Below are 25,979 nucleotides of genomic sequence, written 5' to 3' on the forward strand. Positions count from 1 at the left end.
GCCGTCACCTGATAGGCCAAACCCGTAATCACGTCACGAGCCCAGCGCCCTATGTCCGCCCTCGCCATGAATGAAACGCTGACGATCGCGCGGCTCGGCCAGCGCGGCGACGGCGTCGCCGAGACGGCGGACGGTCAGGTCTTCGTGCCCTTCGCGCTGCCGGGCGAAAGCGTGCGGGCCGTGCGCGACGGCGATCGGGCGCAGGTCGTCGAGATCCTGACGCCCTCTACCTCTCGCATCGCCGCGATCTGCCCGCTCTTCACCCGCTGCGGCGGCTGCGCCGCGCAGCATATGGGCGAGGCTCTCTATGCCGAATGGAAGCGCCAGCAGGTGGTGACGGCGCTGTCTCGTGCTGGGCTCGAAAGCGAGGTGGCGCCGCTGGTCGATGCCCATGGCGAGGGTCGCCGGCGCGTCACCTTCCACGCCCGTCGCGGCGAGGATGGCATGCGCGTCGGCTTCATGGCGGCGAAGAGCCACGACCTGATCGAGGTCGAAACCTGCCCCGTGCTGGCGCCGGGACTGGCCCGGGCACCGGTCGTGGCGCAGCTCCTCGCCAATCGCCTGCGCGCCTCGAACAAGCCGCTCGATATCCAGGTCACCGCCTCGCAAGCCGGGCTCGACGTCGACATCCGCGGCCATGGACCAGCCGGTGACAGCCTGCGCCGGCAGCTCACCGAGGCGGCCGAGCGGCTCGACCTCGCCCGCCTCTCAATGCATGGCGAGGTCATCGTCGAACGGCGCGCGCCCTTCCAGCTGATGGGCAAGGCAGCGGTGACGCCCGCGCCCGGCGGCTTCCTGCAGGCGACGGCCGAGGGCGAGGCGGCGCTGTCGCGCCTGGTACTCGAAGCGATCCCGAAGGCGAAGCGCGTTGCCGATCTCTTCGCCGGCTGCGGCCCGTTCAGTGTCCGGCTCGCCGAAAAGGCGCAGGTCTCCGCCTTCGAAAGCGACAAGGCCGCGATCCAGGCGCTGAGCCGTGCCGCCAATCATACGCAAGGCTTGAAGCCGATCGCGGCCGAGGCGCGCGATCTCTTCCGCCGGCCGCTGCTGGAGCATGAGCTCAATGGCTTCGACGCCGTCGTGCTCGACCCGCCGCGGGCCGGCGCGGAGGCGCAGGTGAAGCGCCTGGCGGCCTCCAAGGTCCCGCTGGTGGCTTACGTCTCCTGCGATGTCGGCAGCTTCGCCCGGGACGCGGCGCTTTTGGTCGCAGGCGGCTATGCGCTGGAGCGCGTGACGCCGGTCGACCAGTTCCGCTATTCCGCCCACATCGAACTCGTCGGCGTCTTCCGCAAGGCTGCCGGCCGCAAGTGATCAAGTCTCCGGAGGCAGAATGAGCGCGCCCGTTATCGAAGCTCTGGCCGGCATCGTCGGCGCGAAGAACGTCATCACCGACGCCGACGCGATGGTGCCCTATCTCAAGGAGCCGCGCGGTCTCTTCCACGGCAAGGCGCGGGCCGTGGTGCGGCCGGGCTCGACCGCCGAAGTTTCGGCCGTGATGAAATGGGCGAGCGAGACCGGCGCGACGATCGTGCCGCAAGGCGGCAATACCGGCATGGTCGGCGGCCAGGTCCCGGTCGCCGAGGGCAAGGAGATCATCCTGTCGCTGCAGCGGCTCGACAAGGTCCGCTCGGTCGATGTCTCCGGCGATACCATGACCGTCGAGGCCGGTGTCATCCTGCAGAGGGCGCAGGAGGCGGCCGAGGCCGCCGGGCGGCTCTTTCCGCTCTCGCTCGCCTCGGAGGGCTCCTGCACGGTCGGCGGCAATCTCTCGGCCAATGCCGGCGGCACGGCGGTGATCGCCTATGGCAATGCCCGCGAGCTCTGCCTCGGCCTCGAAGTCGTCCTCGCCGATGGCCGCGTCTGGAACGGCCTGCGCCAGCTCCGCAAGGACAACACAGGCTACGACCTCAAGAACCTCTTCATCGGCTCGGAAGGCACGCTCGGCATCATCACCGCCGCGGTGCTGAAGCTCTTCCCGCTGCCGGCGGCTCGCGCCACCGCCTTCCTCGCCGTGCCTGATCCGGAAGCGGCGCTCGCACTGCTGAACAAGGCCAAGGCCAGCGCCGGCGGCACGCTCACCACTTTCGAGATCATGCCGCGCATCGGCCTCGACTTCGTCGTCCGCCACGCCAGCGGCGCCCGCGATCCGCTCTCCGAGTCCTCGCCCTGGTATGTGCTGATGGAGGTCTGCGCCCAGGCCGAGACGGGGCTGAGCGAGGCGGTCGAGGCCTTCCTCGGCGAGGCGCTGGAGGAGGGGCTAGTCACCGATGCCGTGCTCGCCGGCTCGCTCAGCCAACGCGCCGATCTCTGGAAGCTGCGCGAGATGCTCTCGGAGGTGCAGACACACGAGGGCGGCTCGATCAAGCACGACGTCTCCGTGCCGCTCCATGCCATGCCGGAGTTCCTGAAGCGCGCCATCGCCAAGGTCGAGGAGATGGTGCCGGGCTGCCGGCCAGTGCCCTTCGGCCATCTCGGCGACGGCAACATCCACTTCAACGTCAGCCAGCCGGTTGGCGCCGACAAGGCCGCCTATCTCGCCGGCTGGGGCGCGATGAACGAGGCGGTCCACGCCATCGTCACCGAGCTCAAGGGCTCGATCTCGGCCGAGCACGGCATCGGCCGCCTCAAGCGCTCGCTGCTGCCGGGCGTCAAGGATCCCGTCGAGCTGGATTTGATGCGGACGGTGAAGGCCGCGCTCGATCCCAAGGGCGTGCTCAATCCCGGCTCGGTGCTGTGAACAGCCGTTCACATCCTGCGCGCGAGATGTCATGGAGCTGACGTCTTAAAAGAGCTAAAACTTTTAGACGATCGGCGTGGCGAAATCGCTCTATGGTTGCGCTTTGTCGTTCGCCGGCGGCTGGCGACGGCCAGTGACTTTGCGCGAGCCAAGGTAGTCATCTGACATCGCAGTGAAGCAACGGGCCGCCTCGCCGTGCGCCCGCATGCTGTCGCGCGCGCTGAGCAGGTCGCCGGGGGAAAAGCTTCACGCTCGCTGGGACCGTCGACCGACTCGGCGGCCGGCGACGCATCTCAGACAACCGGGGGGATGTCATGTCGGATTCAGAGAGCGATCTTCATGCAGAGGCGCTAGGCGGTCTGTTCGGCACGCTCGGGAGTCGGATCGGCACCCTCCTGCGGAATCGAGCCACCGGCCTCGCCGCTGCCACGCGCGGCTATTCGACCTATCGGTCGCTGTTGCTGCCGCCGGTGATGCGCCCGGCGACTCGTCTGGATGTTGTCAAGAATGTCGGCACGATCAGGGACTACATCTACAAGAGCGGCGTGCTGCGGACCAACAATCCGACGCGGCTGACCATCATCTCGCAGCCCGAATTCGCCTGGAACGGCTACTGGAAGGACGTCCGGACGAACGACGATCCAACGGCGCCGCGCATCCGTGCCTACGACGCGAGCAACCCGATAACGGCGGATGTCTGGCAGGCGATCAGGGAGGGATATACGGGGCTCGCCAAGGAACTTCCCGCGGGCTACCTCCTCAACACGACGGCTGCGATCGACACCGGCGGGGTGATTAGCGAAGGCCCCCAACAAGGGCTCAGGATCGGCGAAAATCGCGGACTCGCCATCATGAGCGGTGCGGTCGCAGCAGCGCAAATTCTCGAGTACGGCAAATACTACGACAGCAAGATCGACGGCTGGGTCGGCGATCGGATGACGGTTCAGCCGGTCGGGACGCCGGAACCGGCGGTTCTGTCGGTCGCCGATGTCACCGGGCGCCGTGGCGGACCCGTGACCATCGGCTTCGCGATCTGCAAGGATTTCACCGAAAAGGTGTTCCCGATGAAGCCGGACATCCTGCTGGTGCCGGCCGCTGGCGGGAGCCCGGTCGTCAGGCCCGGCGCGGAAGGGAGCCAGGTCATCATCGTCGATGCGATCCACAATCGCTTCTTCGATGGCGCTCCGCTGGCCGACGACCTCACCGCCTCGTATACCCCGGCTGCGATCGAGAAATATCCGTTCATCGCAAGTCTCTACCGGTCGCTGAACGATGGAGGCTCGATGGCCGATGTGCTGCGTTCGGGCGTGACGCTGGTCTCCGGCATCAGCCCGGCGGCAGCCGAGCAGACTATGCTGGCGCTGCAGAGAAACGCTGCCGAGACCATCGAGGTCGACAAGGGCGTCAAAGCGGTGCTCACCGAAGAGCGCTCGATCCCGGTCCAGGCCAATGACACGGAGATCGCGGCAACCGCTGCTAAGACGGACGCGGGCACGGCCAACCTGCTCGATCCCACCGGTACCGTGGCCGATCCATCCAAGGAAAACCCGGCAGACTCTCCATTCGGCAATGGCGAAGGACCAGGTGAGCTCGACGCCGTGGGGCCGGCCGTCATGCCGCCGGCCGAAACCGCGGCTGCATTGTCGGTTGCTCGCTTCGGGGCGCTCAGCGGCAGGCTGTCGGATTACCTGCCTGCAGTCTCGCCTGCCGTGGCAGCTGACCCACAACATTTCGTCCTCGACAGCGACGGCCTGTCATCGCTCGGCGACGCCGAGACGGCGCGCCTTAAGCAGGCCTACGACGCCGGCAAGTCCGTCACTCTCCTGCACCCGGCAAGCACGGACGTCATCGCCGCGACGTTCTCGTTCCTGCACGGCTCCGCACAGCCCTGTCCCTGTGCCGATCCTATCGAGATCATCGATGCCTGGATGATCCAGCGCGACCGCAACGGCGGTTTTCGCCAGACGACGCTCGCCGTGCCGATGCGGCAGGTCGAGGCGCCCGCATCCGTCGCCACCAGAACTCTCGTCGCCGCACCCGCGCTCGGCGCCACGCCGGCGCAGAACGCGGGCTGGGAGCGCGACGACTCGGAGGCCGGCAACACCCATCAGGCCGGCCAGCTGATGGCGGCGTTGCGAGACGCCGAAACCCGGAGTCTGACCGAGGACACCAAACCCGCCCCTGCTGTACGGGCAAGGTTGCTTGGTGCCTCGGTCGACCCGGTCGATTTCATCAAGGAGGTGCAGAACGTCTGCGACGTGTTCACGCAGTCACATACGGTCGACGGCCAAGGCGAGCCCACAACCTATACGGTCACCAACATCGCCATCCCCGTGTCTTGCCTCGACAACGACAACAAGCTCTGGGACTATTACTATCTGGCACATCAGGCGGTGTTCAGCTGCGGCGGCTATCCAGCCGCGACCATGGACTGGTACGATTTCAACGTCTGGACCGAGCAGTCGGGCGTGACCCCGGTCGTGATCGTAAGCAGCCCGCAGACCACCGAAGGCCAGACCACAACCACGAGCAGCACGAGCCTGACTGTCGGCGGCAATCTCGGCTTCTTCGGCGGCACGGCGACCGGCGGGATGAGTGTCTCCGGTACCTGGAGCAAGTCTACGAGCTACTCCTCACCGGACGTCCTGACCGAGAACAAGTCCGACGCGTCGCATGTGATGTGGACGTATTACTTGTCGAACGATATCTCGCATACGACCTTCCAGCCCTATATGCAGGAGGTCTTCCGGTTCGATCGTTCGCCCGAAGCGAAGCAGGCCAACAGCCCGTTCAAGACGCTGGCCAAGATCGTCCCGCACGACAATCACAACGGCATCTGGATCGAGCATTGGTTCAACGCGCCGGTCCCGCCTGCGCCGCAATGATCGCGGCTAGCTGACGTTATGGCCCCGGTGGCCTGGCTTCACGGCGTCGCGACATAGCCGTCGCGGCGCGGGTCGCAGGCGCCGGTGAGCCGGCCGGTCGCCGGATCGCGCGACACCGCCTGCATGCCGCCGACGCGCATCGTCCAGCCGCCCTCATTGGCGAAGATGCCGTGCCCGCGCTCCGCCAGCGCTGCGATCGTCGCCGATGCCAGCCGGTTCTCGACCTCGACTTCGCGGCCGTCCCAGAGCCGGGCGCGCGGCGCCTCGATCGCGTCCTGCAGCGGCAGTCCGAAATCGACATGCTGGACCATGGCCTGCACCTGCGTCTGCAGGATGCCGTAGCTGCCGGGCGTGCCGAGCGCGAGCACCGGCGCGCCGTCCTTGGTCGAGAGCGTGGGGGACATGCACATCGGCAGTTCCGAGCCGGGCAGCGAGCGATTCGGGCTGCCCGGTTGGACGTCGGCCCAATAGAGGAAGTTGTTGAGGCAGATCCCGGTGCCGGGCACGACGACGCCGCTGCCGAACGGACTGCCGATGCTCTGTGTCACGCAGATCAGATTGCCGTCGCGATCGGCGATCGAGAAGGACGTCGTATGGCCCGGGTCTTCGCCATCTGGCGCCTGCGGCATCCATTGCTCGGTCGGGCCGTCGATCGGCTTGCCGTCACGAAGCCGCACCCGCAGCCGCTCGACGAAGGCATCGGACAGGATTTCGGCGAGCTTCTCGGGCTTTGGGTTGTTGTGGGCGATCCGGACGCCGGCAGCAAGGCGGATGGCGCGGTAGACGATATCGAGATGCTCGGTGCCGTTGCGCTCCAGTCTGCCGAGATCGAAGCCGTCGAGGATGCGCAGGGTCAAAAGGAACTGGAAGCCTTCGCAGGCCGGCGGCGGCACATGCACCTGCCGGTCGCGATAGGCAGCGGCGAGCGGCTCGCGCCATTGCGGGGCGATCCTTGCGAGATCGGCCATGGTCAGGGTGCCGCCCTGCGCCTTGAGATGGTTGGTGATCGTCTCGCCGAGCGGGCCTTGGTAGAGATGGCCCGGCCCCTTGGCGGCGATATCGCGCAAGGTCGTCGCCAGCTCCGGCTGGCGCAGGATCTGCCCGAGCGCGACGCTTGTCCCGCCATCGCGCAGATAGTTGCGCGCCCAATGCTCGTAGAGTTCCGGCCGTTCGCGCAGCAATGGCGCCTGCTCGTTGAACTCGATCACACCGAATTCGGCGATCGGGAAGCCGTCTTCGGCGAGCGCGATCGCCGGCGCGAAGATTTGCGCCAGCGAGAGGCGGCCATAAGCGCGGTTGAGCTCGCACCAGCCGGCGAGATTGCCGGGCGGAGCGACGGCAAGCGCGCCGCGCTCGAGGTCGGAGCGCTGGCTGAACCGTTCGAGCGGGAAGCTCTCCGGTACACGCGGCACGAAATCGAGCACGCGCACACGTTTCTCGGCCGCGACCCACATTGTCGCCGAGCCCATGCCGGCGAGGCTCGACATGAACGGCTCGACCACATTGAGCGCCGCTGCGACCGCGCCGACCGCGTCGAAGACGTTGCCGCCCTGACTGAGGATGCGGGCGCCGGCCTGCGCCGCCAATGGGTGGGCGGCGGCGACCATGCCGTGCAGGGAGCTCATCGTCGGGCGGCGGCCATCCATCTCGTGCGTTCCCTCTATTGGTCTCGTTTGGGACCAGAGTAAGCGCGCCGCTATGGCCAGCGCTAGAACAGGCTGCCCTGTGCATCGTCGGGGCCGCCCCGACGGGAACGCATGGCGGGCTTGGGAGCGGGCGCCGGTTCCGAAGCAGGGTCGAACGGCTCCTGTACCTCCGGCCCGTCATTGGCGACCTTGTTGACGCGGGCACCGAGCCGGAACATCTCGAAGAAATCGTCGGGCGGCGGGCGCATCAGGCTCTGCACGGTCGCAGGCTCCGCCGAAGGATCGAGCCAGGCGTCGAACGCTTCGGGCGGCAGGATGACCGGCGAGCGATGATGGATCGCCGCCATCTGCCCGTTCGCCGGGCCGGTGACGATCGCGACCGTGTCGATCTCGGAGCCATCGGGGCTGTGCCAAGTCTCCCACAACGCCGCGAAGGCGAAGAAGCCCTGATCCGGCTTGCGGAAGAGATAGGGCCTGTTCTCCTGCTGGCGGCCTTCGCCGAGGCGGTGCCATTCGTAGAACCCGTCCGCCGGCATCAGGCAGCGCCTGCGGGTGAGAGCGGCGCGGAAGGACGGCTTCTCGCTGGCGCTCTCGCTGCGGACATTGATGACCAAAGGGTAGTCCTTGGGATCCTTGACCCAGCCCGGGATGAAGCCCCAGCGCATCAGGATGAACTGGCGCCGGCCCTCGTCGAGACGCACCACCGGTACCGGCTGCGTCGGCGCGATATTGTAACGCGGCGGGAAATTCGGCTGCTCGCGATAGGCGAAAGCCTCGCGCATCGCCTCCGGCGGCAAGGTAACGGCATAGCGACCACACATCCTCGGATGTGTTCCGTCTTATCGTGACCGGAGCAAGACTTTGTTTGCGGTTGGCACAGCATAGTCGCGGCGCTTCCGGGGCCTCTTCATGTCTGCTTCCGCGACCGAGACATCACCGACCGCGGCAGGCGGATTCGCGCCGCAGCTCTCGACCGACTATCTGAACCGGCACAGCGAGGCGCTGATGCTGCTGGAGATGGTGCCGGCCGACCGCGAAATCGTCGGCGACCTCAAGGCCTGGTGCGCGGTCAGCTATATCGAGCATTTCGAGGCGTCGTCGCTGCGCTGCGCCAGTGATGCCATGGCGGCCTATCGCGCGCTCGGAAGTCGCGAGGTGGAAAGTTTCGAGGCACTCTGTGCCGCCATGGAGCGCCTGATCTACGCAGCGACGGCGCTGCTCGACGAGATGCCGATGGAAGAGGACCCGACGCTGATCGTCGATGTGGCCTCCCTGTCCTTGCGCCGCCTGATCGCGCGCGCCACCGCCTTCATCAACGCCAACGGCCGGGGCGAGGCGGCCTATATCGATGCCGGAGCCGTGCAGGCCGACATCGATGCCGTGATGGCGGGTTAGGTGGCCCGCTCGCTGCCGAGCAGGAATTCGCGGTTGCCGTCGCCGCCCTCGATCGGCGAGGGGATCAGCCCGCTGACGACGAAGCCGAGGCTGGTGGTCACCTCCGCGATCTCCGTGCAGATCTCCTGCTGGAGTGCCTCGTCGCGCAGCACGCCCTTCTTCAGCGCCGAGCGCCTGGTCTCGAATTGCGGCTTCACCAGCGCGACCAACCGGGCTTTGGGAGCCAGCCGCTCCGCCACCGCCGGCAGCACCAGCTTCAGCGAGATGAAGCTGACATCGATCACGGCGAGCGCCGGCGCTTCGGCGAACAGGCCGGGATCGAGCGTGCGGATGTCCTGGCTCTCCAGGCTGGTCAGACGGGAATGGCCGCGCAGGCTGTCATGCAACTGCGCCTGGCCGACATCGACGGCGTAGATATGCGCCGCCCCGCGCCGGAGCAGGACGTCGCTGAAGCCGCCGGTCGAGGCGCCGACATCGAGGCAGGTCAGCCCTTTCGGATCGAAGCCGAAGGCGTCGAGCGCTGCGGCGAGCTTCACCCCGCCGCGCGAGACGTAAGGATGCGCTGCCTGCGCTTCGATAGACGCCGTGTCGGGAACCGTTTCCGAGGCCTTGCGCAGCACGACGCCGTCGGCGCGGACCAAGCCGGCGGCGATGGCCGCCTGTGCCCGCGCCCGGCTTTCGAACAGGCCGCGCTCGACCAGCAGCAGGTCGGCGCGGACCCGGCGTGGCAGGCCGGCGGTCACGGGGTCAGGCGCGGCGGATGGCGCTGGCGGGGCCGAGTGCGGTCTCGACCGTACGCACGATCCCGGCGGCGTCGAGCCCGGCCTCGGCATACATGACCTCGGGCTTGTTGTGGTCCTGGAAGATGTCTGGCAGCACGAGGCTGCGGATCTTCAGCCCGCGATCGAGCACGCCTTCGCGCGCCAGCAACTGCAGGACATGGCTGCCGAAGCCGCCGACCGAGCCTTCCTCGACCGTGATCAGCACCTCGTGCTCCCTGGCGAGACGCAGGATCATGTCCTCGTCCAGCGGCTTGGCGAAGCGGGCATCGGCGACGGTGGTCGAAAGTCCGCGCTGGCCGAGCTGCTCGGCCGCCGTGAGGCATTCGGCGAGGCGCGTGCCGAGCGAGAGCAGCGCGACCTGCGTGCCTTCCCTGACGATGCGCCCCTTGCCGATTTCGAGCGGCACGCCATGCTGCGGCATCTCGACGCCGACGCCCTCGCCGCGCGGATAGCGGAAGGCGATCGGGCCGTCATCATAGGCGGCGGCGGTCGCGACCATATGGGTCAGCTCGGCCTCGTCGGCTGCCGCCATCACTACCATGTCGGGCAGGCAGGCGAGATAGGCGACGTCGAAGGCCCCCGCATGGGTCGCGCCGTCAGCGCCGACCAGTCCGGCCCGGTCTAGCGCGAAGCGCACCGGCAGCTTCTGGATGGCGACGTCGTGCACGACCTGGTCATAGGCGCGCTGCAGGAAGGTCGAATAGATCGCGCAGAACGGCTTGAAGCCCTCGGTGGCGAGACCGGCCGCGAAGGTCACCGCATGCTGCTCGGCGATGCCGACATCGAAGGTGCGGCCGGGGAATTCCTTGCCGAAGGCATCGAGCCCGGTGCCTGACGGCATGGCGGCGGTCACCGCGACGATCTTCTCATCCTCGCGCGCCGCCTTGACCAGGGCATTGGCGAAGACATTGGTGTAGCTCGGCGCATTCGCCGGGGCCTTCGCCTGCAGGCCGGTGACCGGATCGAACTTGACGACGCCATGGTATTTGTCGGCGCTGGCCTCGGCCGGGGCATAGCCCTTGCCTTTCTGCGTCACGACATGGACCAGGATCGGCCCGGTCTCGGCGTCGCGGACATTGCGCAGCACCGGCAGCAGATGGTCGAGATTGTGGCCGTCGATCGGGCCGACATAGTAGAAGCCGAGCTCCTCGAACAGCGTGCCGCCAGTCCAGAAACCGCGGGCATATTCCTCGGTCCGCTTCGCCTTCTCGTGGAAGAAGCGCGGCAGCCTCTCGGCGAGATATTTCGCGATCTCGCGCAGCGAACGATAGGTCCGCCCGGAGACGAGGCGGGCGAGATAGGCCGACATCGCGCCGACCGGCGGAGCGATCGACATGTCGTTGTCGTTGAGGATGACGATCAGCCGCGAGCCCGTGGCGCCGGCATTGTTCATCGCCTCATAGGCCATGCCGGCCGACATGGCGCCGTCGCCGATCACGGCGATAACGTTGTTGCGCCCGCCTGCGAGGTCGCGCCCGACCGCCATGCCGAGCCCGGCCGAGATCGAGGTCGAGGAATGGGCGGCGCCGAACGGGTCGTATTCGCTTTCCGAACGCTTGGTGAAGCCCGAGAGCCCGCCCGGCTGGCGCAATGTGCGGATCTCGGCGCGGCGGCCGGTCAGGATCTTGTGCGGATAGGCCTGGTGGCCGACATCCCAGATCACCCGGTCGCGCGGCGTGTCGAAGACATGGTGCAGGGCGACGGTGAGCTCGACCACGCCGAGACCGGCGCCGAGATGGCCGCCGGTGACCGAAACGGCGTCGATCGTCTCGGCCCTGAGCTCGTCGGCGAGCTGGCGCAACTGCGCATCGTCGAGCCGGCGCAACGCCGCCGGATCGGGCACCTGGTCGAGAAGGGGAGTGTTGGGGCGAGGCAAGGGCTGGCCAAAGCTTGCTGGATCGTGCCCCCGAGATAGTCCTTCGCGGCGGTGCTGGCAAACCGGTGCGTCGTCGCAGGTAGACAGGAAACGGGTGGGAGCAGCCGGCTCGATCTGGAAAATCGGGCCATCCTCTTCGCTGGACACCTCGCATGACCTCGCCCTTTTTCATCGCCCTGCTGCTGGCGGGCGTCACGGCGCAGTTCGCCGACAAGCTCGCGCTCGACACGATCACGCTCGCCGCGACGCAAGGCGGTGCGAGCCCGCGTTTCGTCGGCCTGCTCGTCGCCGCGCAATCGGCCGCCTGGCTCTTGATCTCGCTGCCGGCCGGCGTACTCGCCGACCGCATGGCACCGCGCACGCTGATTCTCGTCGGCGGCATCCTGATGGCGGTGGGCTCGGGCCTTGGTGCGCTCCTGCTCGTCAGCGGTGCGATCGGGCCGGCGCTCGCGCTCTCGACCTTCATCGCAGCGGCGGGGCCGGTCACCATCGCGCTCTCGATCTTCGTGCTGATGCCGAAGGTGGTGACGCTCGCCGAATTGCCGCGAGCCAACAGCCGCCTCGAGCTCGGCCGTGCCGCCCTCAGCCTGATCGCGCCGCTGATCGCCGGCTGGGCGGTGGCGCAGGCTTCGGGCTGGCTCGGGCTTGGCCTCTGCGCCGCCTGCGGTGTCGTCGTGATCATGGCTGCAGCCCGTCTGCCGGCCGAGCGGCCCCCCCCGCAGCCGCGCCAGCCCCTGCACCGTGCCATCGCCGAGGGCGGGGCTTTCGTCGCGCGCCACCCCTATCTCAGGCCGATCGCGCTCTGCGCCATTGGCTGGAACCTCGCTTTCTTCGCCTTCATGGCGCTGCTGGCGCCCTATGCGCTGCGCGTGCTGGCGCTCGACCCCGCGACCGTCGGTCTGGCGTCGTCCGTCTATGGCGCTGGTGCGATTGCGGCCGCGCTCAGCGGCGCCTGGCTGATCGCGCGCCTGCCGACCGGCTTCCTGCTCGTCTTCGGCCCGGCGGTCTCGCTCTTCGGAGCCGGCGCATTGGCGCTCGCCCCACCGGCGCTGGGCTGGCCGGCGCTGGCACTCGCCTTCTTCCTGTTCGGCTTCGGCCCGATCCTCTGGTTCATCACCCAGACGACCTTGCGCCAGGCGGTGACGCCGCAGCCCCTGCTCGGCCGTGTCAGCGCGACGATCACCACTGCCATGTACGGCATGCGCCCGCTCGGGGCGCTGGCCGGCGGCCTCGCCGGCGAATGGCTCGGCGTCGAGGCGGCGATGTGGCTGCCGGTCGGCCTGTTCGCCCTGTCGACGCTGGCGATCCTGGCCTCGCAGATGCCGCGGCTGAAGGTGATGCCGACGATGGAATTCGAGCCGGGGAGGTGACGGAATTATAGTAATAGTAGGTTTTAGATTTCAATCTATATTGACATGACCCTTAGTCACTGATTGCATGAAATCTCCCATGCGCGCCTTACGTGTGGCGTCGACAACGGGAGGAGCGTGATGAGGGTCGAAGCCACAAGCTCAAGCTCGCTTCCGGCAAATTCGCGCTCTTCGTCACGACGCTCCGACAGGCGTTCGGTTTATCGGCGGGAAGCCGGATACTCTCGTACTCTACGCCTGAGCCATAGAAAATCTGCTGCACCGCGAAGCTGTTTGTAAATCACGAGGGGCGTGATGTGGTACAATTTTTACGGTATATTCGGAGTGATTGGCTTTATTATTATCATGGCGATAGTTGGTAATTTTAGTTATAGTTGGTTAGACGGGCAACCTCAAATTATATTTCCAATCATGGCCGCTTATTTCCTGGCTATAGTGACTCCGATCACGATCATCGCAATACGGCATCAGGTTCGGCTGAGCCGAATCAAGCTGATCGATCTTTTCGCCAGGAGTTTCCAATTCGGTTCGCTCGACGCGAAGACGGTCTCCGTCGTTCCGAGTGGAGCGATGCAGCTGGGGCAACCTGTGCAACCCGTTGCGGCGAAGATCGAGCCCGACGGCGCGCTCGTCTCAGCCAATGTCTCGTTCGAGTTCGTTAAGGGGAAGTACTTCGCCGACCTCGATCTCAAGGACGGCGTCGAGCCTACATTGGCCGATGTGCCGCGCTTCCCGATGATGCTGCATGCGGACTGGATGCTGCTGCTCTGCGCGGTGCCCTATATGGTTCTATGCTGGTTCGGCGTGTTCCTCTTGTTCGCGCCCGTCGTCGAGATCATGCACGTTGGCAAGCCGTCTCTCGTCGGCGCTTGGCTCTGGCCTAGCCTGCTCGCGGTCGGAGGGCTCAGCGGTGCCGATCTCGGCGATTCCCGCCTGTACCAGGCTTGGCATGTCAACGTTCTGACCGTCGCCTGTATGGCCTTCGCCGGCGCCTATTTTTACACGCTGCGTCTGCTCCTGCGCGCTGTCGCAGTCTTCGACCTGTCACCAATCACATTCCTGCGCGCCTTTGCGCATGTGCTGCTGGCAATGCTCCTTGCGGTTGTGATCTATCGCGTCGTTCCGTCCGGCGACGCGGTTTGGCGTGGGGCGCAGGACATAGCGCGTGGAATTGGCATCGAGAGAACCGTTCCGCAAAAGCCGGCTGCACCTGCCCCTGCGCCTGGCGGAGCAGGAAGCGAGTCGGTGCCGCCAGCGGCGGCCCCCGCGGCTGCTCAGGCGGGTGTCTGCCCGCAAGAGAATCTCTGCCCATCCGGCAATCCGGCCAAGGGCGTCAGCACGCTGTGGCTGATCGTGGCCTTCGCCTTCGGCTTCATACCCGATGCCGCCATTCAATATGTGCTCAACAAGAGCGGCCTCGCCTTCAAGGGACGTTACAACGAGCTCGATGTGCATACGAAGCAAATCCCTCCAACCGTGTTGGACGGCGTCGATCACTTCATCGCATTCCGCTTGGAAGAGGCAAACATCTTCGACGTGCAGAATCTGGCGGCCTCAAACCCGATTATGCTGCATATCGAGAGCCCGTATGGCATCTATACGACGATCGACTGGGTCGCCCAGGCGCAGCTCTGTACCGTGGTCGGACCCGATCGCTTCCTTCTGCTCAAAACCTTGAATATCCGAACGATCTTCGACCTCGAGCGGGCGGTTCAACCTAGCGGGCTTATGGCTCCGCCGCCGACCGTTCCTGCGGATCCGGCCGCGGCCAACACGCCCCAGCAGCCGGTGCGTGAGTTGCCGCCAGAGGTGGATGGAAATCTTATTGTCATGATCGGCAGGATTCTGCTGCGCGACACCGACCGCGATAGCCGCCTGAGAGCAAGTTTCCGGTTGGGGGACCACCTGGTCGACTGGCCCGTTGTATTGAACGACCGGCAGGCGTTCATCGGCACGACCAAGGCGCTCGTCTCGGTCATGCTCGACGATCTCCACGTCCATCGGCTCAGGCAGATTTGGAAGCATATCGCCCGCCAGCTGAAGCAGGAGAATGCCCATCTTTACAGCTGACTCCGCGGGCTTCAGCGCTCCGGCAGCGGGATGAACTCTTCCTCGTCGCCGGGGACGGTGTCGAAGCTGCCGGTCTTCCATTCCTGCTTGGCCTGGTCGATCCGCTCCTTCGAGGAGGAGACGAAGTTCCACCAGATATGGCGCGGGCCGTCCATCGGCTCGCCGCCGATCAGCATCAATCGGCTCTGGTCGACGGCGAGGATCGAGATCCGGTCGCCTGGCTTGAAGATCAGGAGCTGGCCGGCGCCGAACTCGTCGCCGGCGATGTCGATCTTGCCGGTGACGATGTAGACGGCGCGCTCGTGATAGTCGGGGTCGAGCGGCAGGATCGCGCCCGGCGCCAGCACGGCCTCGGCATAGAGCGTGTCCCAGGGGAACTTCACCGGCGAGGTCTCGCCAAAGGCCGAGCCCATGATCAGGCTGACGCGTTTTCCCTCGCCGACGATGCGCGGCAGCTCAGGCGCGGCATGGTGGATGAACTCCGGCGCGATCTCTTCATGCGTCTTCGGCAGGGCGAGCCAGGTCTGGATGCCGTAGAGCTTGGGCGCCTTCAGCCGCTCCTCCGGCGCGGTGCGCTCGGAATGGACGATGCCGCGGCCGGCCGTCATCAGATTGACCGCCCCGGGGCGGATCGGCAGGGCCGTGCCGAGCGAATCGCGATGCATGATCTCGCCGTCGAAGAGATAGGTGACGGTCGAAAGCCCGATATGCGGATGCGGGCGCACATCGATGCCCTCGCCGAGCAGGAACTCGGCCGGGCCCATCTGGTCGAAGAAGATGAAGGGGCCGACCATCTTGCGCCCGATCGAGGGCAAAGCGCGGCGGACCGAAAAGCCGCCGAGATCATGCGCGCGCGGCATGATCACCTGTTCGAGCGCCTCGCAGGAGCGGGTGTCGCCCGCGATCGGATCATGATCGGGCAGCTGCGACATGGCGATGTCCTCCTGTGAGCACAGAAGACTGGCCCCACGCGCCGCACACGGCAAGGGTACAACCGGCTGCAGTGGGCTCGACGCGCGCGCTGGGAGAAATTATCGATAATTCATGGCCAGTGAAAAATCAGAAACCCTGCCGGTTCGCATCAGCCGCGTCCTAGCCGAGCGGATCATTTCCGGGCAGATCGAGCCCGGCGCACGGTTGCGGCAGGACCATGTCGCGGCCGAGTTCGGCGCCAGCCATGTGCCGGTGCGCGAGGCCTTCCAGCGGTTGGAGGCGCAGGGGCTCGCGGTCAGCGAGCCGCGGCGCGGCGTGCGCGTCGCCGCCTTCGACCTGCGCGAGGTCCGCGAGGTCGCCGAGATGCGTGCGGCGCTGGAGGTGCTGGCACTGCGCCATGCCGGCCCGCATCTGACGCGCGCCATCCTCGACGAAGCCGAGGAGGCGACCCGCGCCGGCGACAACTCGCCCGATGTCCGCGCTTGGGAGGAGGCGAATCGGCGCTTCCACCGACTGATCGTGACGCCTTGCGCCATGCCGCGCCTGCTGGCGACGATCGACGATCTTCATGCTGCCAGCGCCCGTTTCCTGTTCTCGGCCTGGCGCTCGGACTGGGAGGCGCGAACCGACCACGACCACCGCGCCATCCTGGCGGCGCTGCGTGCCGGACAGGTGGATGAGGCCGCGGCCATCCTTGCCCGTCATGTCCAGTGGATCGGCTCCAAGCCGGTGCGCACGGCCGCTGGCGGGACGCGGGACGTCTTCGCCATCCAGGGCTGAAGCTGGGGCTATCGGCCGGCGACGCACAGCGGCGGCGCGGTTGTGCGTCGATGCGCTCGCGGATGATCGCGCATGGCGCTCTTGCAATCCCCGCGCGTCTGTGAACTCTAAGATAGATCAGGCAACAAAATTATCTATAATTATGGAAACGATGGAGACGAAGCCATGAGCGACCTCAGCTACGCCACGCCCACCCGCTTCAGCCCGCTCGGCCTGCAGGCGCGTCCTGCCCATGTTCAGGGCGCTGCCGTGCTGCTCGGCACGCTGGTCCTGGCGATCGCCTCGCAGATCAGCGTGCCGATGCTGCCGGTGCCGATGACCATGCAGACGCTGGCGGTGATCCTGATCGGCGCGCTCTATGGCTGGCGGCTCGGCGCGCTCACCATCCTCGCCTGGCTCGGCGAGGCGGCGGTCGGCCTGCCCGTGCTCGCTAATGGCAATGGTGGTCTCGCGCCCTTCATGGGACCGACCGCGGGCTATCTCGTCTCCTTCCCGCTCGTCGCCGCCCTCGTGGGTTGGTTGGCCGAGCGCGGCTGGAACGGCAGCCGCCCCGCCTTCGCCTTCGTCTCGATGCTGCTCGGCCATGCGCTTTGCCTGGCGTTCGGCGGGCTCTGGCTGGCGACGCTGATCGGCGCCGAGAAGGCGATGCTCGCCGGCGTCGTGCCCTTCCTGCTCGGCTCGCTGGTCAAGTCGGGCCTCGGCGCCGCGATCCTGATGGCGCTGGTGCGCCGCACGAGCAACACCGAACAGGCGTGAGCTGACGCTCGCCCGGCAGGTCAGGCGGCCTGCCGGGTTTCGAGCCGGGCGAGCCGCGTGAGGTAGTGGTCGGCGGCGGCCTCCAGCGCCTCGGCATCGGCCCGGCGCGCATTGTAGATCAGGAACGGCTCCTGCCAGGTGAGGGCGCAGCGATGCGCCGTCGCCTGCAATGGCTTCAGCAGGTCGCGCAGCGAGAACAGATTGGCGCCGCTCGGCGCATAGGCCTCGGGGATGTTGCCGGCGGTCGCCGCGATCAGGAGCGGCCGGCCGGCGAGCTTTGCGCCTTCCGCCTCATAGTGGATGTAGAACATCCGGGTCAGCACCGCGTCCTGCCAGGCTTTGAGCAGCGGCGGCGTCGAATACCACTGCACCGGGAACTGCAGGACGATGCGCTCGGCGGAAAGCAGCCGGGCGACCTCCACATCACCGTCGATACGCCCGTCTGGATAGAGCGCCTGCATGTCGACCACGCTGGTGCCGGGCCGGCTGCCGGCGGCCTGCGCCAGCGCCCGGTTGGCGCGCGAGCTCTGATAATCGGGGTGGAAGAGCAGGATCAGCGTCTGCGTCATGGCGACCTCCTTCGGTTCGAGAGGAGGATGCGGTGGTCCAAGAAATTACTCCAATGGATGATCGATATATCGTATCATCGATTTCATGAATTTACGGGCGATCGACCTCAACCTCCTCGTCGTGCTCGACGCCCTGCTCGACGAGGCGCATGTCTCGCGCGCGGCCGAGCGGATCGGCCTGTCGCAGCCGGCAGCCTCCAGCGCGCTCGAACGCTGCCGTCACCTCTTAGGCGATCCGCTATTGTTGCGGGGCAGGGGGCGGATGCGCCTTACCGCGAAGGCCCAGACGCTACGGCAGCCGCTGCGCGACATCCTTGCCCAGCTCACCGAGTTGCTCGATGCGCCGGAGCCCGATCTGAAGAGCCTGACGCAGACCGTCAGGGTGATGACGGCCGAGCTGCCGCCCGCGCTGCTAACCGGCCGGATCTATGCGCAGCTGATGCAGACCGCGCCGGGCCTGACTCTCGCCATCCTGCCCTGGCAGGGCGCGCAGGCGACGTTGGAGGCGCTGGCGCAGGGGCGCGCCGATCTCGCCATCTCCGTTTTCCCGACGATCGACGCCGACTTCACTCGCCGGGAACTGCTGCGCGAGCGCTATGTCGTGGCGATGCGCCGGGATCACCCGGCGCGAGCCGGCTTCGATCTCGACCGCTGGCTCGCCTTTCCGCATGTGCTGGTTTCCGGCCGAGGCGAGACGCATGGCCCACTCGACGAGGCGCTGGCCCGGCTCGGGCGCAAGCGCCATATCGGCCTGGTCGTACCGAGCTTCCTCAGCGTGCCGCCGCTGTTGCTGGCTTCGGAGCTGATCGCGCTCCTGCCGAGCCGGACCTTGCCGCCGGAGGAGGCCGCGCGCTTCGTTACCTTTGAGCCGCCGGTCGCGGTCGAGGGGTTCCCCTTGCATCTGGCCTGGCATCGGCGCAGCGAGCGCGATCCGGCGGTGCAGCACGTCGCGCGCCTGATCGAAGCCGTCCTCGGCGAAGCGGCAGCGATCAGTCCGCCGGCCTGATGCTCGCCATGATGGCGCGGCCGGCCTGATGGCGCTCGCTGCCGGTCTCGCAGGTCTTGCAGATCACGCCGAGATAGCGCCCGTCGATCACGGTCTCGGCGAACAGCCCGGATTTGTAGTTGTGGCGGGCGTCGGTCTCGATTGCCCACCAGTCGCGCGAACCTAGCGCGGCACGCGCCAAGGGCTGCAGCACCTGCGCATCCTTGCTGGTACTGCGCAGTACGGCGCGGATGCGGAAATAGCGGTCGGTCGGCGCAGCGTAGAGCGAGGCCAGCCGGGCTTCGTCATCGGCACCGGCGACGGGCTGGACCCGCGTCATCACGGTGCAGGTCTCCTGCGTGCGCTTGCAGGTCTCTGTCTCGCAGACGAGCTGAACGCGGGTGCGCCCGTCCTTGCCGGTCGTACCCTCGGGCGGTCCGTCGATGCGCCAGCCATCCGGCAGCTCGAGCATGAGGCCATCCGGCAGGGGAAGCGGCTCCGCATTCGCCCGGCCAGCCAGCAGCGCGCTGCCTATCAGGGCAGTGCAGAGCGCGAACTGGCGTAGCCCCGTCATGCAATTCCTCCGGAGCGGCCGATATGCGTGGCCGCCAGTCGATCGAATAGCTGCATCTGGTCGGAACTGAGGACGCGGGCGGGCAGCAGCAACGGGTCGCCATGGCGCAGGACGAGGAAGATGTGATCGCCGCGCCGCTCGATGCCAGTGAACGCCTCCCAATCATAGCGATTCTCGAGGCCGCGCTGTCGGCTCATGGCGCCCTCTGGCGAGGCCAGGACCCGGATCTCGTCGTCGCTGGCCCGCCGATGCAGGGTCTTGCCGAGGCTCTTGGCATTGAGGCGCATGAACAATGGTGTCGCGAAGTAGCCGAGCAGAACCAGGCCGCAGAGCCCTGTGGTGATCGGCCAGAACGTCTTCACCGCCATCTCGGCGAAGAGCGGCAGTGCGAATTCGAAGGGTACGCGATCAGGGTCGATGCTCCACAGGAACAGCATCGCCGCCGGCACCAGCAGCACGGCGAAGACGAGGCCGAACGCAGTCCGGCGCAGCAGGCGGCTGCGCGGCCAGAAGCGCCCCTGCTGGCGGATGATCGCGGCGGTCCGGTCCTCTGGTGTCAGATGGAAGCGCAGATCGAGAGACGCTTGGTTTGTGGCCGAAATCGGTTGTTCTGGTGCACCTGGATTGATGGTGGCAGCTTGCCCGACACAGAACCGCGCCCAATCCTGAAGGTGCGCCTGCTGTTCGGTCGACAGGTCTCGCTTCGGCAGCGCGACGAGATCGTCGACCCCTTCGATCTCGATGAAAAAGTGGTCGCCACCTTCGGCCAGGCGGCGCAGGCGCGCGGCCGGAATATGGCTGCGATGATACGGCTCGCTGCTGTCGAGACCGCCTTCGTGCAGGCGGTAGCTGCAGGGCGTCGCGGTTGTGAGGCCCTCGTTCCGATACCAGCGTCGCAGGCGATGGCGAGTCGAGGCGCCGAAGAGGGCATAGGCGATGCCACCCGCCGCAGCGAAGGTCGCGAGGAGAATGCCGGTCGGGCCGGTGAGCGCGTCGAGGAAGTTGCGCCCCATCAGGGCGAAGTCGCCGCGCCCCCGTCCGCCCCAGGAGGTCGAGAGCTGCCCGACCGCGATCAGGAGCAGTGCGATGCCGGTGAAGACCAGGACATTCCGGCGGCGCGTCGCGATCAGGTCGCGGTAGAGATGCATCGCGCCGGCGACGCGGTCCTCGCCGGTCAGCGAGATCGCCAGCTCGAGCGGCGGCGGGGCCGTGACCGGCTTGCTCGCTATGGAGGGCGTGGTCCGCATCTCGCGGCGCGCCGGCTGCGTTCCTAGTTTCCGACGTCGAGGGGCTGGGTGCCGGTCGGCTTGCCGTCGGCGCCGAGCGTAATCTTCTCGATCCGCGCCTCGGCCTGCTTCAGCAGTGCGTCGCAGCGCGCCTTCAGCGCCTCGCCGCGGGTGTAGATGTCGATCGATTCTTCCAGCGCGACATCGCCGCGCTCGAGCCGGGCGACGATCGCCTCAAGCTCCTTCAGGGCCGCCTCGAAAGGCAGGCCGGCGACATCGGCATTGGTCTTGGCGTCGGTCACGGGCGCGATTCCTGTTGGGGGCTCGTTATCGACTCTGGCCCCGTTCGCCGCAACCCCGATGGTCACATCGGTAGCGACGAAGTCTTCTTGATCGTGCGCAGCGTCAGCGTCGATTGCACCCGGGTGACGCCCGGCAGTTGCGTGATGATGTCGGTGTGGATGCGCTCGAAATCGGCGCTGTCGCGGTAGATTACCCGCATCAGGTAATCGTGCGCGCCGGCGAGCAGGTGGCATTCGAGGATCTCGGGCAGGTCCTGTACGGCCTTCTCGAAACTCTCCAGCGAGGCGCGGCCCTGCTGGTCGAGCGTGACGAAGACGAAGGCGGTGCCGGGGAAGCCGGCGATGCGCTCGTCGAGCATCATCACATAGCCGCGGATCAGCCCGCTCTCCTCGAGCTGGCGCACGCGCCGCAGGCAGGCGGAAGGCGAGAGATGCACCTTCTCGGCCAGGTCCGAATTGGTGATCCGGCCATCCTTCTGAAGGATGCGCAGGATCGTCCTGTCGCGGGAATCGAGTTCGATCTGCATCGCTGGAGCATCGTCCCGTGGGCCGGCGGCATCTGGTGCAGTCACCGGAAAGCGCAGATGTTTCTGCGCAAAAAGCGCGCTTGGCAAGCATGATCTTGCGCGCGAGCCCGCATTGTCCGCATGGCGGCGCTGTTGCAGGGGACTGCGCCGCATGATCGTGCAGCGCAACATGCAGATGCGAGAAGGCTAATCCAAGGCGAAAGGGCTTGCCGCTGAAAGCGTCGTGGCAGCGGCTCTGGCCGCGCGCGCAAAAATGTTTACAACTAAACTATTCCATTCCGGGACGCCGCCATGAATCTCTGGTTCCGCCTCATCTGGCTGCTGCTGACGCGGCCCTTCCAGCCGAAGCTGAAACCGCCCTTCGAGGCCTCGATCCTGCCCTTCCGGGTCTGGTTCCACGATCTCGACACCAGCCTGCACATGAACAATGCCCGCTATTGGGGGCTGATGGATCTCGGTCGCGCCGATCTGATGCTGCGCAGCGGCCTGTGGCGCGCGATCCTGCGCCATGGCTGGGTGCCGGTGGTCAATTGCGGCACGATCCGCTTCCGCCGCGAGGTCCGCCTGTTCCGGGCGCTCAGGCTGGAGACGCGGCTGCTCTGCTGGAGCGAGGGCTGGGTCGTGATCCAGCACCGCATCCTGACTGAAGGGCGCGACGGCAGCGAGATCGTCGCCGCGGTCGCGCTCGTCCGGGCTGCGCTCTACGACCGAAAGGGCCGGGCCTATGTGCCGGCAGCCCGCCTGTTCGCTGAGATGGGCGTCGCGGTGGAAAGCCCGGAGCCGAGCCACGAGGTCGCAGCCTTCCTGGCGGCCGAGGAGGCGTTGCGGCAGGCTGGGACGGCGATGGAAGCGTGATGCGCCGTCATTCTCGGGCGGAGCGAAGCGCAGACCCGAGAATCTCAGGACGACAGGGGCACTGACCAGAGCCTCATTCGGCCTGAGATGCTCGGGTCAAGCCCGAGCAGGACGTGCTTCCTCACTCCGCCGCCAGCCTTGTCGCGCGCCATTGCGCCAGCAGCGCCCGCAGCGCGCCCGGCTTCAGCGGCTTGTTCAGCACATGGATGTCGAGCGCCCCAGCTTCTTCCCGCACTTCGGGTGAGCGGTCGGCGGTCAGCAGGATTGCCGGCAGGCCGCCAACGCTCTGCCGCAGCGTCGAGATCAGCGCGATGCCGTTCTCGCCATGATCGAGATGGTAGTCGGCGATCAGCACATCCGGCGGGCCGCTGGCGGCGATCACAGCGGAGGCTTCGTCGAGATCGCGCGCGGTCTCGACCTTGCAGCCCCAGCCGCCGAGCAGAAGCCGCATGCCGTCGAGGATCGTCGGCTCATTGTCGATAGCGAGCAGCTTGAGACCTGCGAGCTGGCTGCTCGACGGCGTACCGCGCGCGGCCTGCGTCGTCGCCATCGCCGGCAGCGGCGCAGCCCGCGGCACCAGGATCGAGAAGCGCGTCCCGCGTCCCGGTGTCGAGGCGAGCACGAGCTTGTGGTCGAGGGTACGCGCGATGCGTTCGACGATGGACAGGCCGAGGCCGAGGCCACGCGCCACCTTGGCGCCCTGGTCGAGACGCTGGAACTCGCGGAACACGGTCTTCTGCTTGCTCGCGGGGATGCCGAGCCCGGTATCGAGCACCTCGATCGCGACCTGCCCGTTACGCCTGCGGCAGCCGACCAGCACCTTGCCGCTCGGCGTATACTTGATCGCGTTCGAGATCAGGTTCTGCAGCAGCCGGCGCAGCAGGCGGCGGTCGGAGCGGACGGTCGTCGAGGTCGCGGCAAAGATGAGGTTGAGGCCCTTCTCCTGGGCGCTCGGCTCGAATTCGCGCTGCAGCTGGCGCATCAATTCGTCGAGGCGGAAGGCGCTGATCTCGGGCTTGAGCGCGCCGCCGTCGAGCCGGGAGATCTCGAGCAACGCGGTCAGGATCTCCTCGACCGCGTCGAGCGAGGCGTCGATGTTCTCGGCGAGGTCGGGTTGGGCGCTGCTGCGGTCGCGCTCGACCAGGGCGGAGGCGTAGAGCCGAGCGGCATTCAAAGGCTGCAAAATATCGTGGCTGGCGGCGGCGAGGAAACGCGTCTTCGAGGCATTGGCCTCGTCGGCCTCGGCCTTGGCGCGCTGCAATTCGGTGTTGACGTGCCGGATTTCCTCGGTGCGCTCGGCGACGCGCTTTTCCAGCGTCTCGTTGGTCCGCTCCAGTTCCTCCTCGGCGGCGACCGAGTCGGTGATGTCGGTATAGGTGGTGACAATGCCGCCATCGGGTAGCGGATTCGAGCGGATCTCGATCACGTTCTTGGACGGGTAGAGCCTGAGCCGGACGGGCTCGCGATCATTGATAAAGCTCTCCAGCCGCGCCGCCATCAACTCGTCCTGCGGGCCGGCGCCATAGGCGCCGCGCTGGGCGTTGTAGCGCACGATCTCGTCGAGCCCGGTACCGAAGCGCACCAGCGAGGGCGGCAGGTCGTAGAGCTGGATGAAGGCCTTGTTCCAGGCGAGCAGGCGAAGATCCCGGTCGAGCACGGTGATGCCCTGGCCGGCATGGTCGAGGCCATTTTGAAGAATATCGCGATTGTACTGCAATGCGGCCGAGGCATCGTCGAGCAGCTTGAAGGCGGCTTCGGTCGAGAGGTTGCGCCGTTTCAGTAGCAGCGACAGCACGAGGCGCGACGACGCGGCGCCGATCGCCGAGGAGAGCAGGTGCTCGCCGAAGCGGAGCATGTGGATGTCGGCCTCGCGCGTCCCGTTCAGGACCTCGCCGCGTGAATGGGCAAAGCCCTCGAAGGCGCGCTGCGTCCGCTCCTGGCCGAGATAGCGGCCGATCGTCGATTGAAGCTCAGCCTCGGTGACGCTGGAGCGCCAGAGCGAGAACGACTGGGCCATGGTCGCCCGGTCCGACTCGACGAAGGCGTTGGCCTGCAGCCGCTCCATCGCGCTTGCCGGCCGCACCAGCGAGAAGCCGAGATAGCAGACGAGGTTGATGCCGAGGCTCCAGAGCACGCCGTGCGGCAGCGCCGGCAGTGACAGGCCGAACAGGGCTTCCGGCCGCAAGGCGGCGATGCCGAGCGGTCCGTACTCGACGATCCCGGCCCAGTAGCCGCCGGGGTTGGCCAGGCTCGGCATCAGCAGCGTGTAGAGCCAGGTCAGCAGGCCCGCCGACAGGCCGGCCGCGGCGCCGAGCGCCGTGCCGCGCCGCCAGATCAGCCCGCCGAAGAAGGCCGGCGCGATCTGCGCGGTGGCGGCGAATGAGAGCAGGCCGATCGAGACCAGCGCCGCCTCGCCCGCGGCGCGGTAATAGGCGTAGCCGAGCAGGATCACCGCGACGATGGCGAGGCGCCGGATATGCACCACCTGCGAGCCGAGATCACCGCCGGTTGGACCGCTGCGGCCTTTGCGCTCGATCATCGCGGCCGCACGCTCGGGATCGACGCTGACGCCGCGCCCGCGCAGCAGCAGCGGCGTGACGAGGTGGTTCGAGATCATGATCGCGAGCGCAACCGAGGCGACGATCACCATCGCGGTGCCGGCCGAGAGCCCGCCGATGAAGACGAACAGGGCAATGAGGCCGGCCTGTTTCTCCAGCGGCAGTAACAACACGGTCATGTCGCGGTCGACCGCCGTCCCCGGCAGCAGGACTTCGCCGGCCGCCGCCAAGGGCAGCACGAACAGGTTGATCAGCACGAGGTAGAGCGGGAACATCCAGGCGGCGCGGCGCACGTCGCGGACATCGCGGTTCTCGACGATCGCCATGTGGAACTGCCGCGCCAGCAAGAGCGCGGCGCAGGAGGACAGCGCCGTCAGCGTCAGGAACATCGGCCAGCTTGACGTCCGCTCCCAGATCGGCGGCCTGTCGCCTGCCGCTCTTGTCGCCTGGGCGAAGAGGTCGCCAGCGCCGTCGAACAGGCCGTAGACGACGAAGACGCCGAGCGCCAGGAAGGCGATAAGCTTGATCAGCGACTCGACAGCGATCGCCAGCACCAGCCCGTCCTGGTGCTCGGTTGCGTCGATATGGCGGGTGCCGAAGGCGCAGGCGAAACCGGCCAGCACCAACGCGACCAGGAAGGCGAGGTCGCTCAGCACCGGCACGTCGGTCATCGGCGGCGGCCCGCCGGCGGCGGCGAAGAACACCGAGAGCGAGTTCGCCACCGCCTTCAGTTGCAGGGCGATATAGGGCAGGGCGCCGATCACCGCGACGATGCAGACCAGCGCCGCGACGCGCTCGCTCTTGCCGTAGCGCGCGCCGACGAAGTCGGCGACCGAGGTGATGTTCTGCGACTTGGCGATGCTGACGATGCGGGCGACGAAGCGGTGCCCAAGCCCGATCACCAGCGCCGGGCCGACATAGATGCCGAGGAAGTCGAGACCGGCCCGGTTGGCGAAGCCGACCGAGCCGTAAAAGGTCCAGGAGGTGCAGTAGACTCCGAGCGCCAGCGCATAGATCGTCGTGCGCGCCCGCCCGGTCATCAGGCGGCGGCCGGCTGTGTCCGCGAGATGGGCGATCGCGAACAGCACGCAGAGATAGCCGAGCGCGCTCAGGACGACGGACCAGGCCGGAAGCATCGCACCTCCTTGCAACGGCG

21 protein-coding genes are annotated in these 25,979 nt (G+C 67.1%); 10 read left to right on the forward strand and 11 right to left on the reverse strand.

From position 1 onward, the window contains the following. Nucleotides 1-51 precede the first annotated feature (51 nt). The 3 genes from AC07O0_RS03795 to AC07O0_RS03805 all read left to right on the forward strand — a co-directional run bounded on the left by AC07O0_RS03795 (nt 52) and on the right by AC07O0_RS03805 (nt 5,619). Nucleotides 52-1,308, forward strand: coding sequence for a class I SAM-dependent RNA methyltransferase (locus tag AC07O0_RS03795; RefSeq protein ID WP_494620160.1), 1,257 nt, complete (start codon nt 52-54; stop codon nt 1,306-1,308). A gap of 19 nt (nt 1,309-1,327) precedes the next feature. After that, entirely contained in the window at nt 1,328-2,734 is a 1,407-nt protein-coding gene (locus AC07O0_RS03800) for an FAD-binding oxidoreductase (RefSeq protein ID WP_494620162.1), read from the forward strand. A 458-nt stretch (nt 2,735-3,192) separates the two neighbouring features. Then, complete coding sequence (locus tag AC07O0_RS03805; RefSeq protein WP_494620164.1) at nt 3,193-5,619, forward strand: hypothetical protein; 2,427 nt, start codon at nt 3,193-3,195, stop codon at nt 5,617-5,619. Between the two features lie 38 nt (nt 5,620-5,657). Here AC07O0_RS03805 and AC07O0_RS03810 read toward each other — a convergent pair whose 3' ends face one another. Continuing rightward, a complete protein-coding gene (locus AC07O0_RS03810; protein ID WP_494620166.1) occupies nt 5,658-7,265 on the reverse strand; it encodes a gamma-glutamyltransferase family protein in 1,608 nt (535 codons plus the stop codon). A gap of 62 nt (nt 7,266-7,327) precedes the next feature. Next, nucleotides 7,328-8,086 carry an SOS response-associated peptidase gene (locus AC07O0_RS03815; protein ID WP_494620167.1) on the reverse strand — a complete coding sequence of 253 codons (759 nt, stop codon included), beginning with the start codon at nt 8,084-8,086 and terminating at the stop codon, nt 7,328-7,330. A gap of 88 nt (nt 8,087-8,174) precedes the next feature. On the opposite strand from AC07O0_RS03815, the gene AC07O0_RS03820 reads away from it, so the two are divergent. Beyond that, nucleotides 8,175-8,660 (forward strand): hypothetical protein, encoded by a 486-nt coding sequence (locus AC07O0_RS03820; RefSeq protein WP_494620169.1) that lies wholly within the window; start codon nt 8,175-8,177, stop codon nt 8,658-8,660. On the opposite strand, the gene AC07O0_RS03825 is transcribed toward AC07O0_RS03820, so the two are convergent. Both AC07O0_RS03825 and dxs read right to left on the reverse strand, forming a co-directional pair. After that, a complete protein-coding gene (locus AC07O0_RS03825; protein ID WP_494620171.1) occupies nt 8,657-9,403 on the reverse strand; it encodes a TlyA family RNA methyltransferase in 747 nt (248 codons plus the stop codon). The two genes, AC07O0_RS03820 and AC07O0_RS03825, sit on opposite strands and share 4 nt — an antisense overlap. Before the next feature lie 4 nt (nt 9,404-9,407). Then, a complete protein-coding gene (dxs, locus tag AC07O0_RS03830) occupies nt 9,408-11,318 on the reverse strand; it encodes a 1-deoxy-D-xylulose-5-phosphate synthase (protein WP_494620173.1) in 1,911 nt (636 codons plus the stop codon). 152 nt (nt 11,319-11,470) lie between these two features. Here dxs and AC07O0_RS03835 point away from each other — a divergent pair, with 152 nt between their 5' ends. Both AC07O0_RS03835 and AC07O0_RS03840 read left to right on the forward strand, forming a co-directional pair. Beyond that, nucleotides 11,471-12,688, forward strand: coding sequence for an MFS transporter (locus AC07O0_RS03835; protein ID WP_494620175.1), 1,218 nt, complete (start codon nt 11,471-11,473; stop codon nt 12,686-12,688). 411 nt (nt 12,689-13,099) lie between these two features. Further along, nucleotides 13,100-14,758 carry a hypothetical protein gene (locus tag AC07O0_RS03840; RefSeq protein WP_494620177.1) on the forward strand — a complete coding sequence of 553 codons (1,659 nt, stop codon included), beginning with the start codon at nt 13,100-13,102 and terminating at the stop codon, nt 14,756-14,758. Between the two features lie 11 nt (nt 14,759-14,769). Here AC07O0_RS03840 and AC07O0_RS03845 read toward each other — a convergent pair whose 3' ends face one another. After that, entirely contained in the window at nt 14,770-15,690 is a 921-nt protein-coding gene (locus AC07O0_RS03845) for a pirin family protein (protein ID WP_494620179.1), read from the reverse strand. A 112-nt stretch (nt 15,691-15,802) separates the two neighbouring features. On the opposite strand from AC07O0_RS03845, the gene AC07O0_RS03850 reads away from it, so the two are divergent. Beyond that, nucleotides 15,803-16,471, forward strand: coding sequence for a GntR family transcriptional regulator (locus AC07O0_RS03850; protein WP_494620181.1), 669 nt, complete (start codon nt 15,803-15,805; stop codon nt 16,469-16,471). 165 nt (nt 16,472-16,636) lie between these two features. Further along, nucleotides 16,637-17,227 (forward strand): biotin transporter BioY, encoded by a 591-nt coding sequence (locus tag AC07O0_RS03855; RefSeq protein WP_494620183.1) that lies wholly within the window; start codon nt 16,637-16,639, stop codon nt 17,225-17,227. 20 nt (nt 17,228-17,247) lie between these two features. Here AC07O0_RS03855 and AC07O0_RS03860 read toward each other — a convergent pair whose 3' ends face one another. Then, entirely contained in the window at nt 17,248-17,796 is a 549-nt protein-coding gene (locus AC07O0_RS03860) for an NAD(P)H-dependent oxidoreductase (protein ID WP_494620185.1), read from the reverse strand. Nucleotides 17,797-17,881: 85 nt separating this feature from the next. On the opposite strand from AC07O0_RS03860, the gene AC07O0_RS03865 reads away from it, so the two are divergent. Continuing rightward, a complete protein-coding gene (locus AC07O0_RS03865) occupies nt 17,882-18,802 on the forward strand; it encodes a LysR family transcriptional regulator (RefSeq protein ID WP_494620187.1) in 921 nt (306 codons plus the stop codon). On the opposite strand, the gene AC07O0_RS03870 is transcribed toward AC07O0_RS03865, so the two are convergent. The 4 genes from AC07O0_RS03870 to AC07O0_RS03885 all read right to left on the reverse strand — a co-directional run bounded on the left by AC07O0_RS03870 (nt 18,786) and on the right by AC07O0_RS03885 (nt 21,410). Beyond that, nucleotides 18,786-19,355: a hypothetical protein gene (locus tag AC07O0_RS03870; protein ID WP_494620189.1), complete on the reverse strand. Its 570-nt coding sequence runs from the start codon at nt 19,353-19,355 to the stop codon at nt 18,786-18,788. The genes AC07O0_RS03865 and AC07O0_RS03870 overlap by 17 nt on opposite strands. Beyond that, complete coding sequence (locus AC07O0_RS03875) at nt 19,352-20,602, reverse strand: YcxB family protein (protein WP_494620191.1); 1,251 nt, start codon at nt 20,600-20,602, stop codon at nt 19,352-19,354. The genes AC07O0_RS03870 and AC07O0_RS03875 overlap by 4 nt, the downstream gene beginning before the upstream one ends. 23 nt (nt 20,603-20,625) lie before the next feature. After that, a complete protein-coding gene (locus AC07O0_RS03880) occupies nt 20,626-20,883 on the reverse strand; it encodes an exodeoxyribonuclease VII small subunit (RefSeq protein ID WP_152017142.1) in 258 nt (85 codons plus the stop codon). Between the two features lie 62 nt (nt 20,884-20,945). After that, complete coding sequence (locus AC07O0_RS03885; RefSeq protein WP_171019692.1) at nt 20,946-21,410, reverse strand: Lrp/AsnC family transcriptional regulator; 465 nt, start codon at nt 21,408-21,410, stop codon at nt 20,946-20,948. A gap of 291 nt (nt 21,411-21,701) precedes the next feature. On the opposite strand from AC07O0_RS03885, the gene AC07O0_RS03890 reads away from it, so the two are divergent. Beyond that, nucleotides 21,702-22,265: a thioesterase family protein gene (locus tag AC07O0_RS03890; protein ID WP_494620193.1), complete on the forward strand. Its 564-nt coding sequence runs from the start codon at nt 21,702-21,704 to the stop codon at nt 22,263-22,265. Between the two features lie 121 nt (nt 22,266-22,386). Here AC07O0_RS03890 and AC07O0_RS03895 read toward each other — a convergent pair whose 3' ends face one another. Next, entirely contained in the window at nt 22,387-25,959 is a 3,573-nt protein-coding gene (locus AC07O0_RS03895; protein WP_494620195.1) for a PAS domain-containing hybrid sensor histidine kinase/response regulator, read from the reverse strand. Nucleotides 25,960-25,979: the final 20 nt, after the last annotated feature.

It is taken from the genome of Allobosea sp. GW821-FHT10B12 (genome assembly GCF_059415545.1).

Bases quoted from the DNA above. Each gene is read 5' to 3' on its own strand.
- AC07O0_RS03815 (WP_494620167.1), bottom strand. From the start codon at position 8,086: ATGTGTGGTCGCTATGCCGTTACCTTGCCGCCGGAGGCGATGCGCGAG.
- AC07O0_RS03875 (WP_494620191.1), bottom strand. From the start codon at position 20,602: ATGCGGACCACGCCCTCCATAGCGAGCAAGCCGGTCACGGCCCCGCCG.
- AC07O0_RS03855 (WP_494620183.1), top strand. From the start codon at position 16,637: ATGAGCGACCTCAGCTACGCCACGCCCACCCGCTTCAGCCCGCTCGGC.
- AC07O0_RS03795 (WP_494620160.1), top strand. From the start codon at position 52: ATGTCCGCCCTCGCCATGAATGAAACGCTGACGATCGCGCGGCTCGGC.
- AC07O0_RS03800 (WP_494620162.1), top strand. From the start codon at position 1,328: ATGAGCGCGCCCGTTATCGAAGCTCTGGCCGGCATCGTCGGCGCGAAG.
- AC07O0_RS03840 (WP_494620177.1), top strand. From the start codon at position 13,100: ATGGCCGCTTATTTCCTGGCTATAGTGACTCCGATCACGATCATCGCA.
- AC07O0_RS03820 (WP_494620169.1), top strand. From the start codon at position 8,175: ATGTCTGCTTCCGCGACCGAGACATCACCGACCGCGGCAGGCGGATTC.
- AC07O0_RS03850 (WP_494620181.1), top strand. From the start codon at position 15,803: ATGGCCAGTGAAAAATCAGAAACCCTGCCGGTTCGCATCAGCCGCGTC.
- AC07O0_RS03870 (WP_494620189.1), bottom strand. From the start codon at position 19,355: ATGACGGGGCTACGCCAGTTCGCGCTCTGCACTGCCCTGATAGGCAGC.
- AC07O0_RS03860 (WP_494620185.1), bottom strand. From the start codon at position 17,796: ATGACGCAGACGCTGATCCTGCTCTTCCACCCCGATTATCAGAGCTCG.
- AC07O0_RS03895 (WP_494620195.1), bottom strand. From the start codon at position 25,959: ATGCTTCCGGCCTGGTCCGTCGTCCTGAGCGCGCTCGGCTATCTCTGC.
- AC07O0_RS03810 (WP_494620166.1), bottom strand. From the start codon at position 7,265: ATGGATGGCCGCCGCCCGACGATGAGCTCCCTGCACGGCATGGTCGCC.
- AC07O0_RS03865 (WP_494620187.1), top strand. From the start codon at position 17,882: ATGAATTTACGGGCGATCGACCTCAACCTCCTCGTCGTGCTCGACGCC.
- AC07O0_RS03835 (WP_494620175.1), top strand. From the start codon at position 11,471: ATGACCTCGCCCTTTTTCATCGCCCTGCTGCTGGCGGGCGTCACGGCG.
- AC07O0_RS03890 (WP_494620193.1), top strand. From the start codon at position 21,702: ATGAATCTCTGGTTCCGCCTCATCTGGCTGCTGCTGACGCGGCCCTTC.
- AC07O0_RS03885 (WP_171019692.1), bottom strand. From the start codon at position 21,410: ATGCAGATCGAACTCGATTCCCGCGACAGGACGATCCTGCGCATCCTT.
- AC07O0_RS03845 (WP_494620179.1), bottom strand. From the start codon at position 15,690: ATGTCGCAGCTGCCCGATCATGATCCGATCGCGGGCGACACCCGCTCC.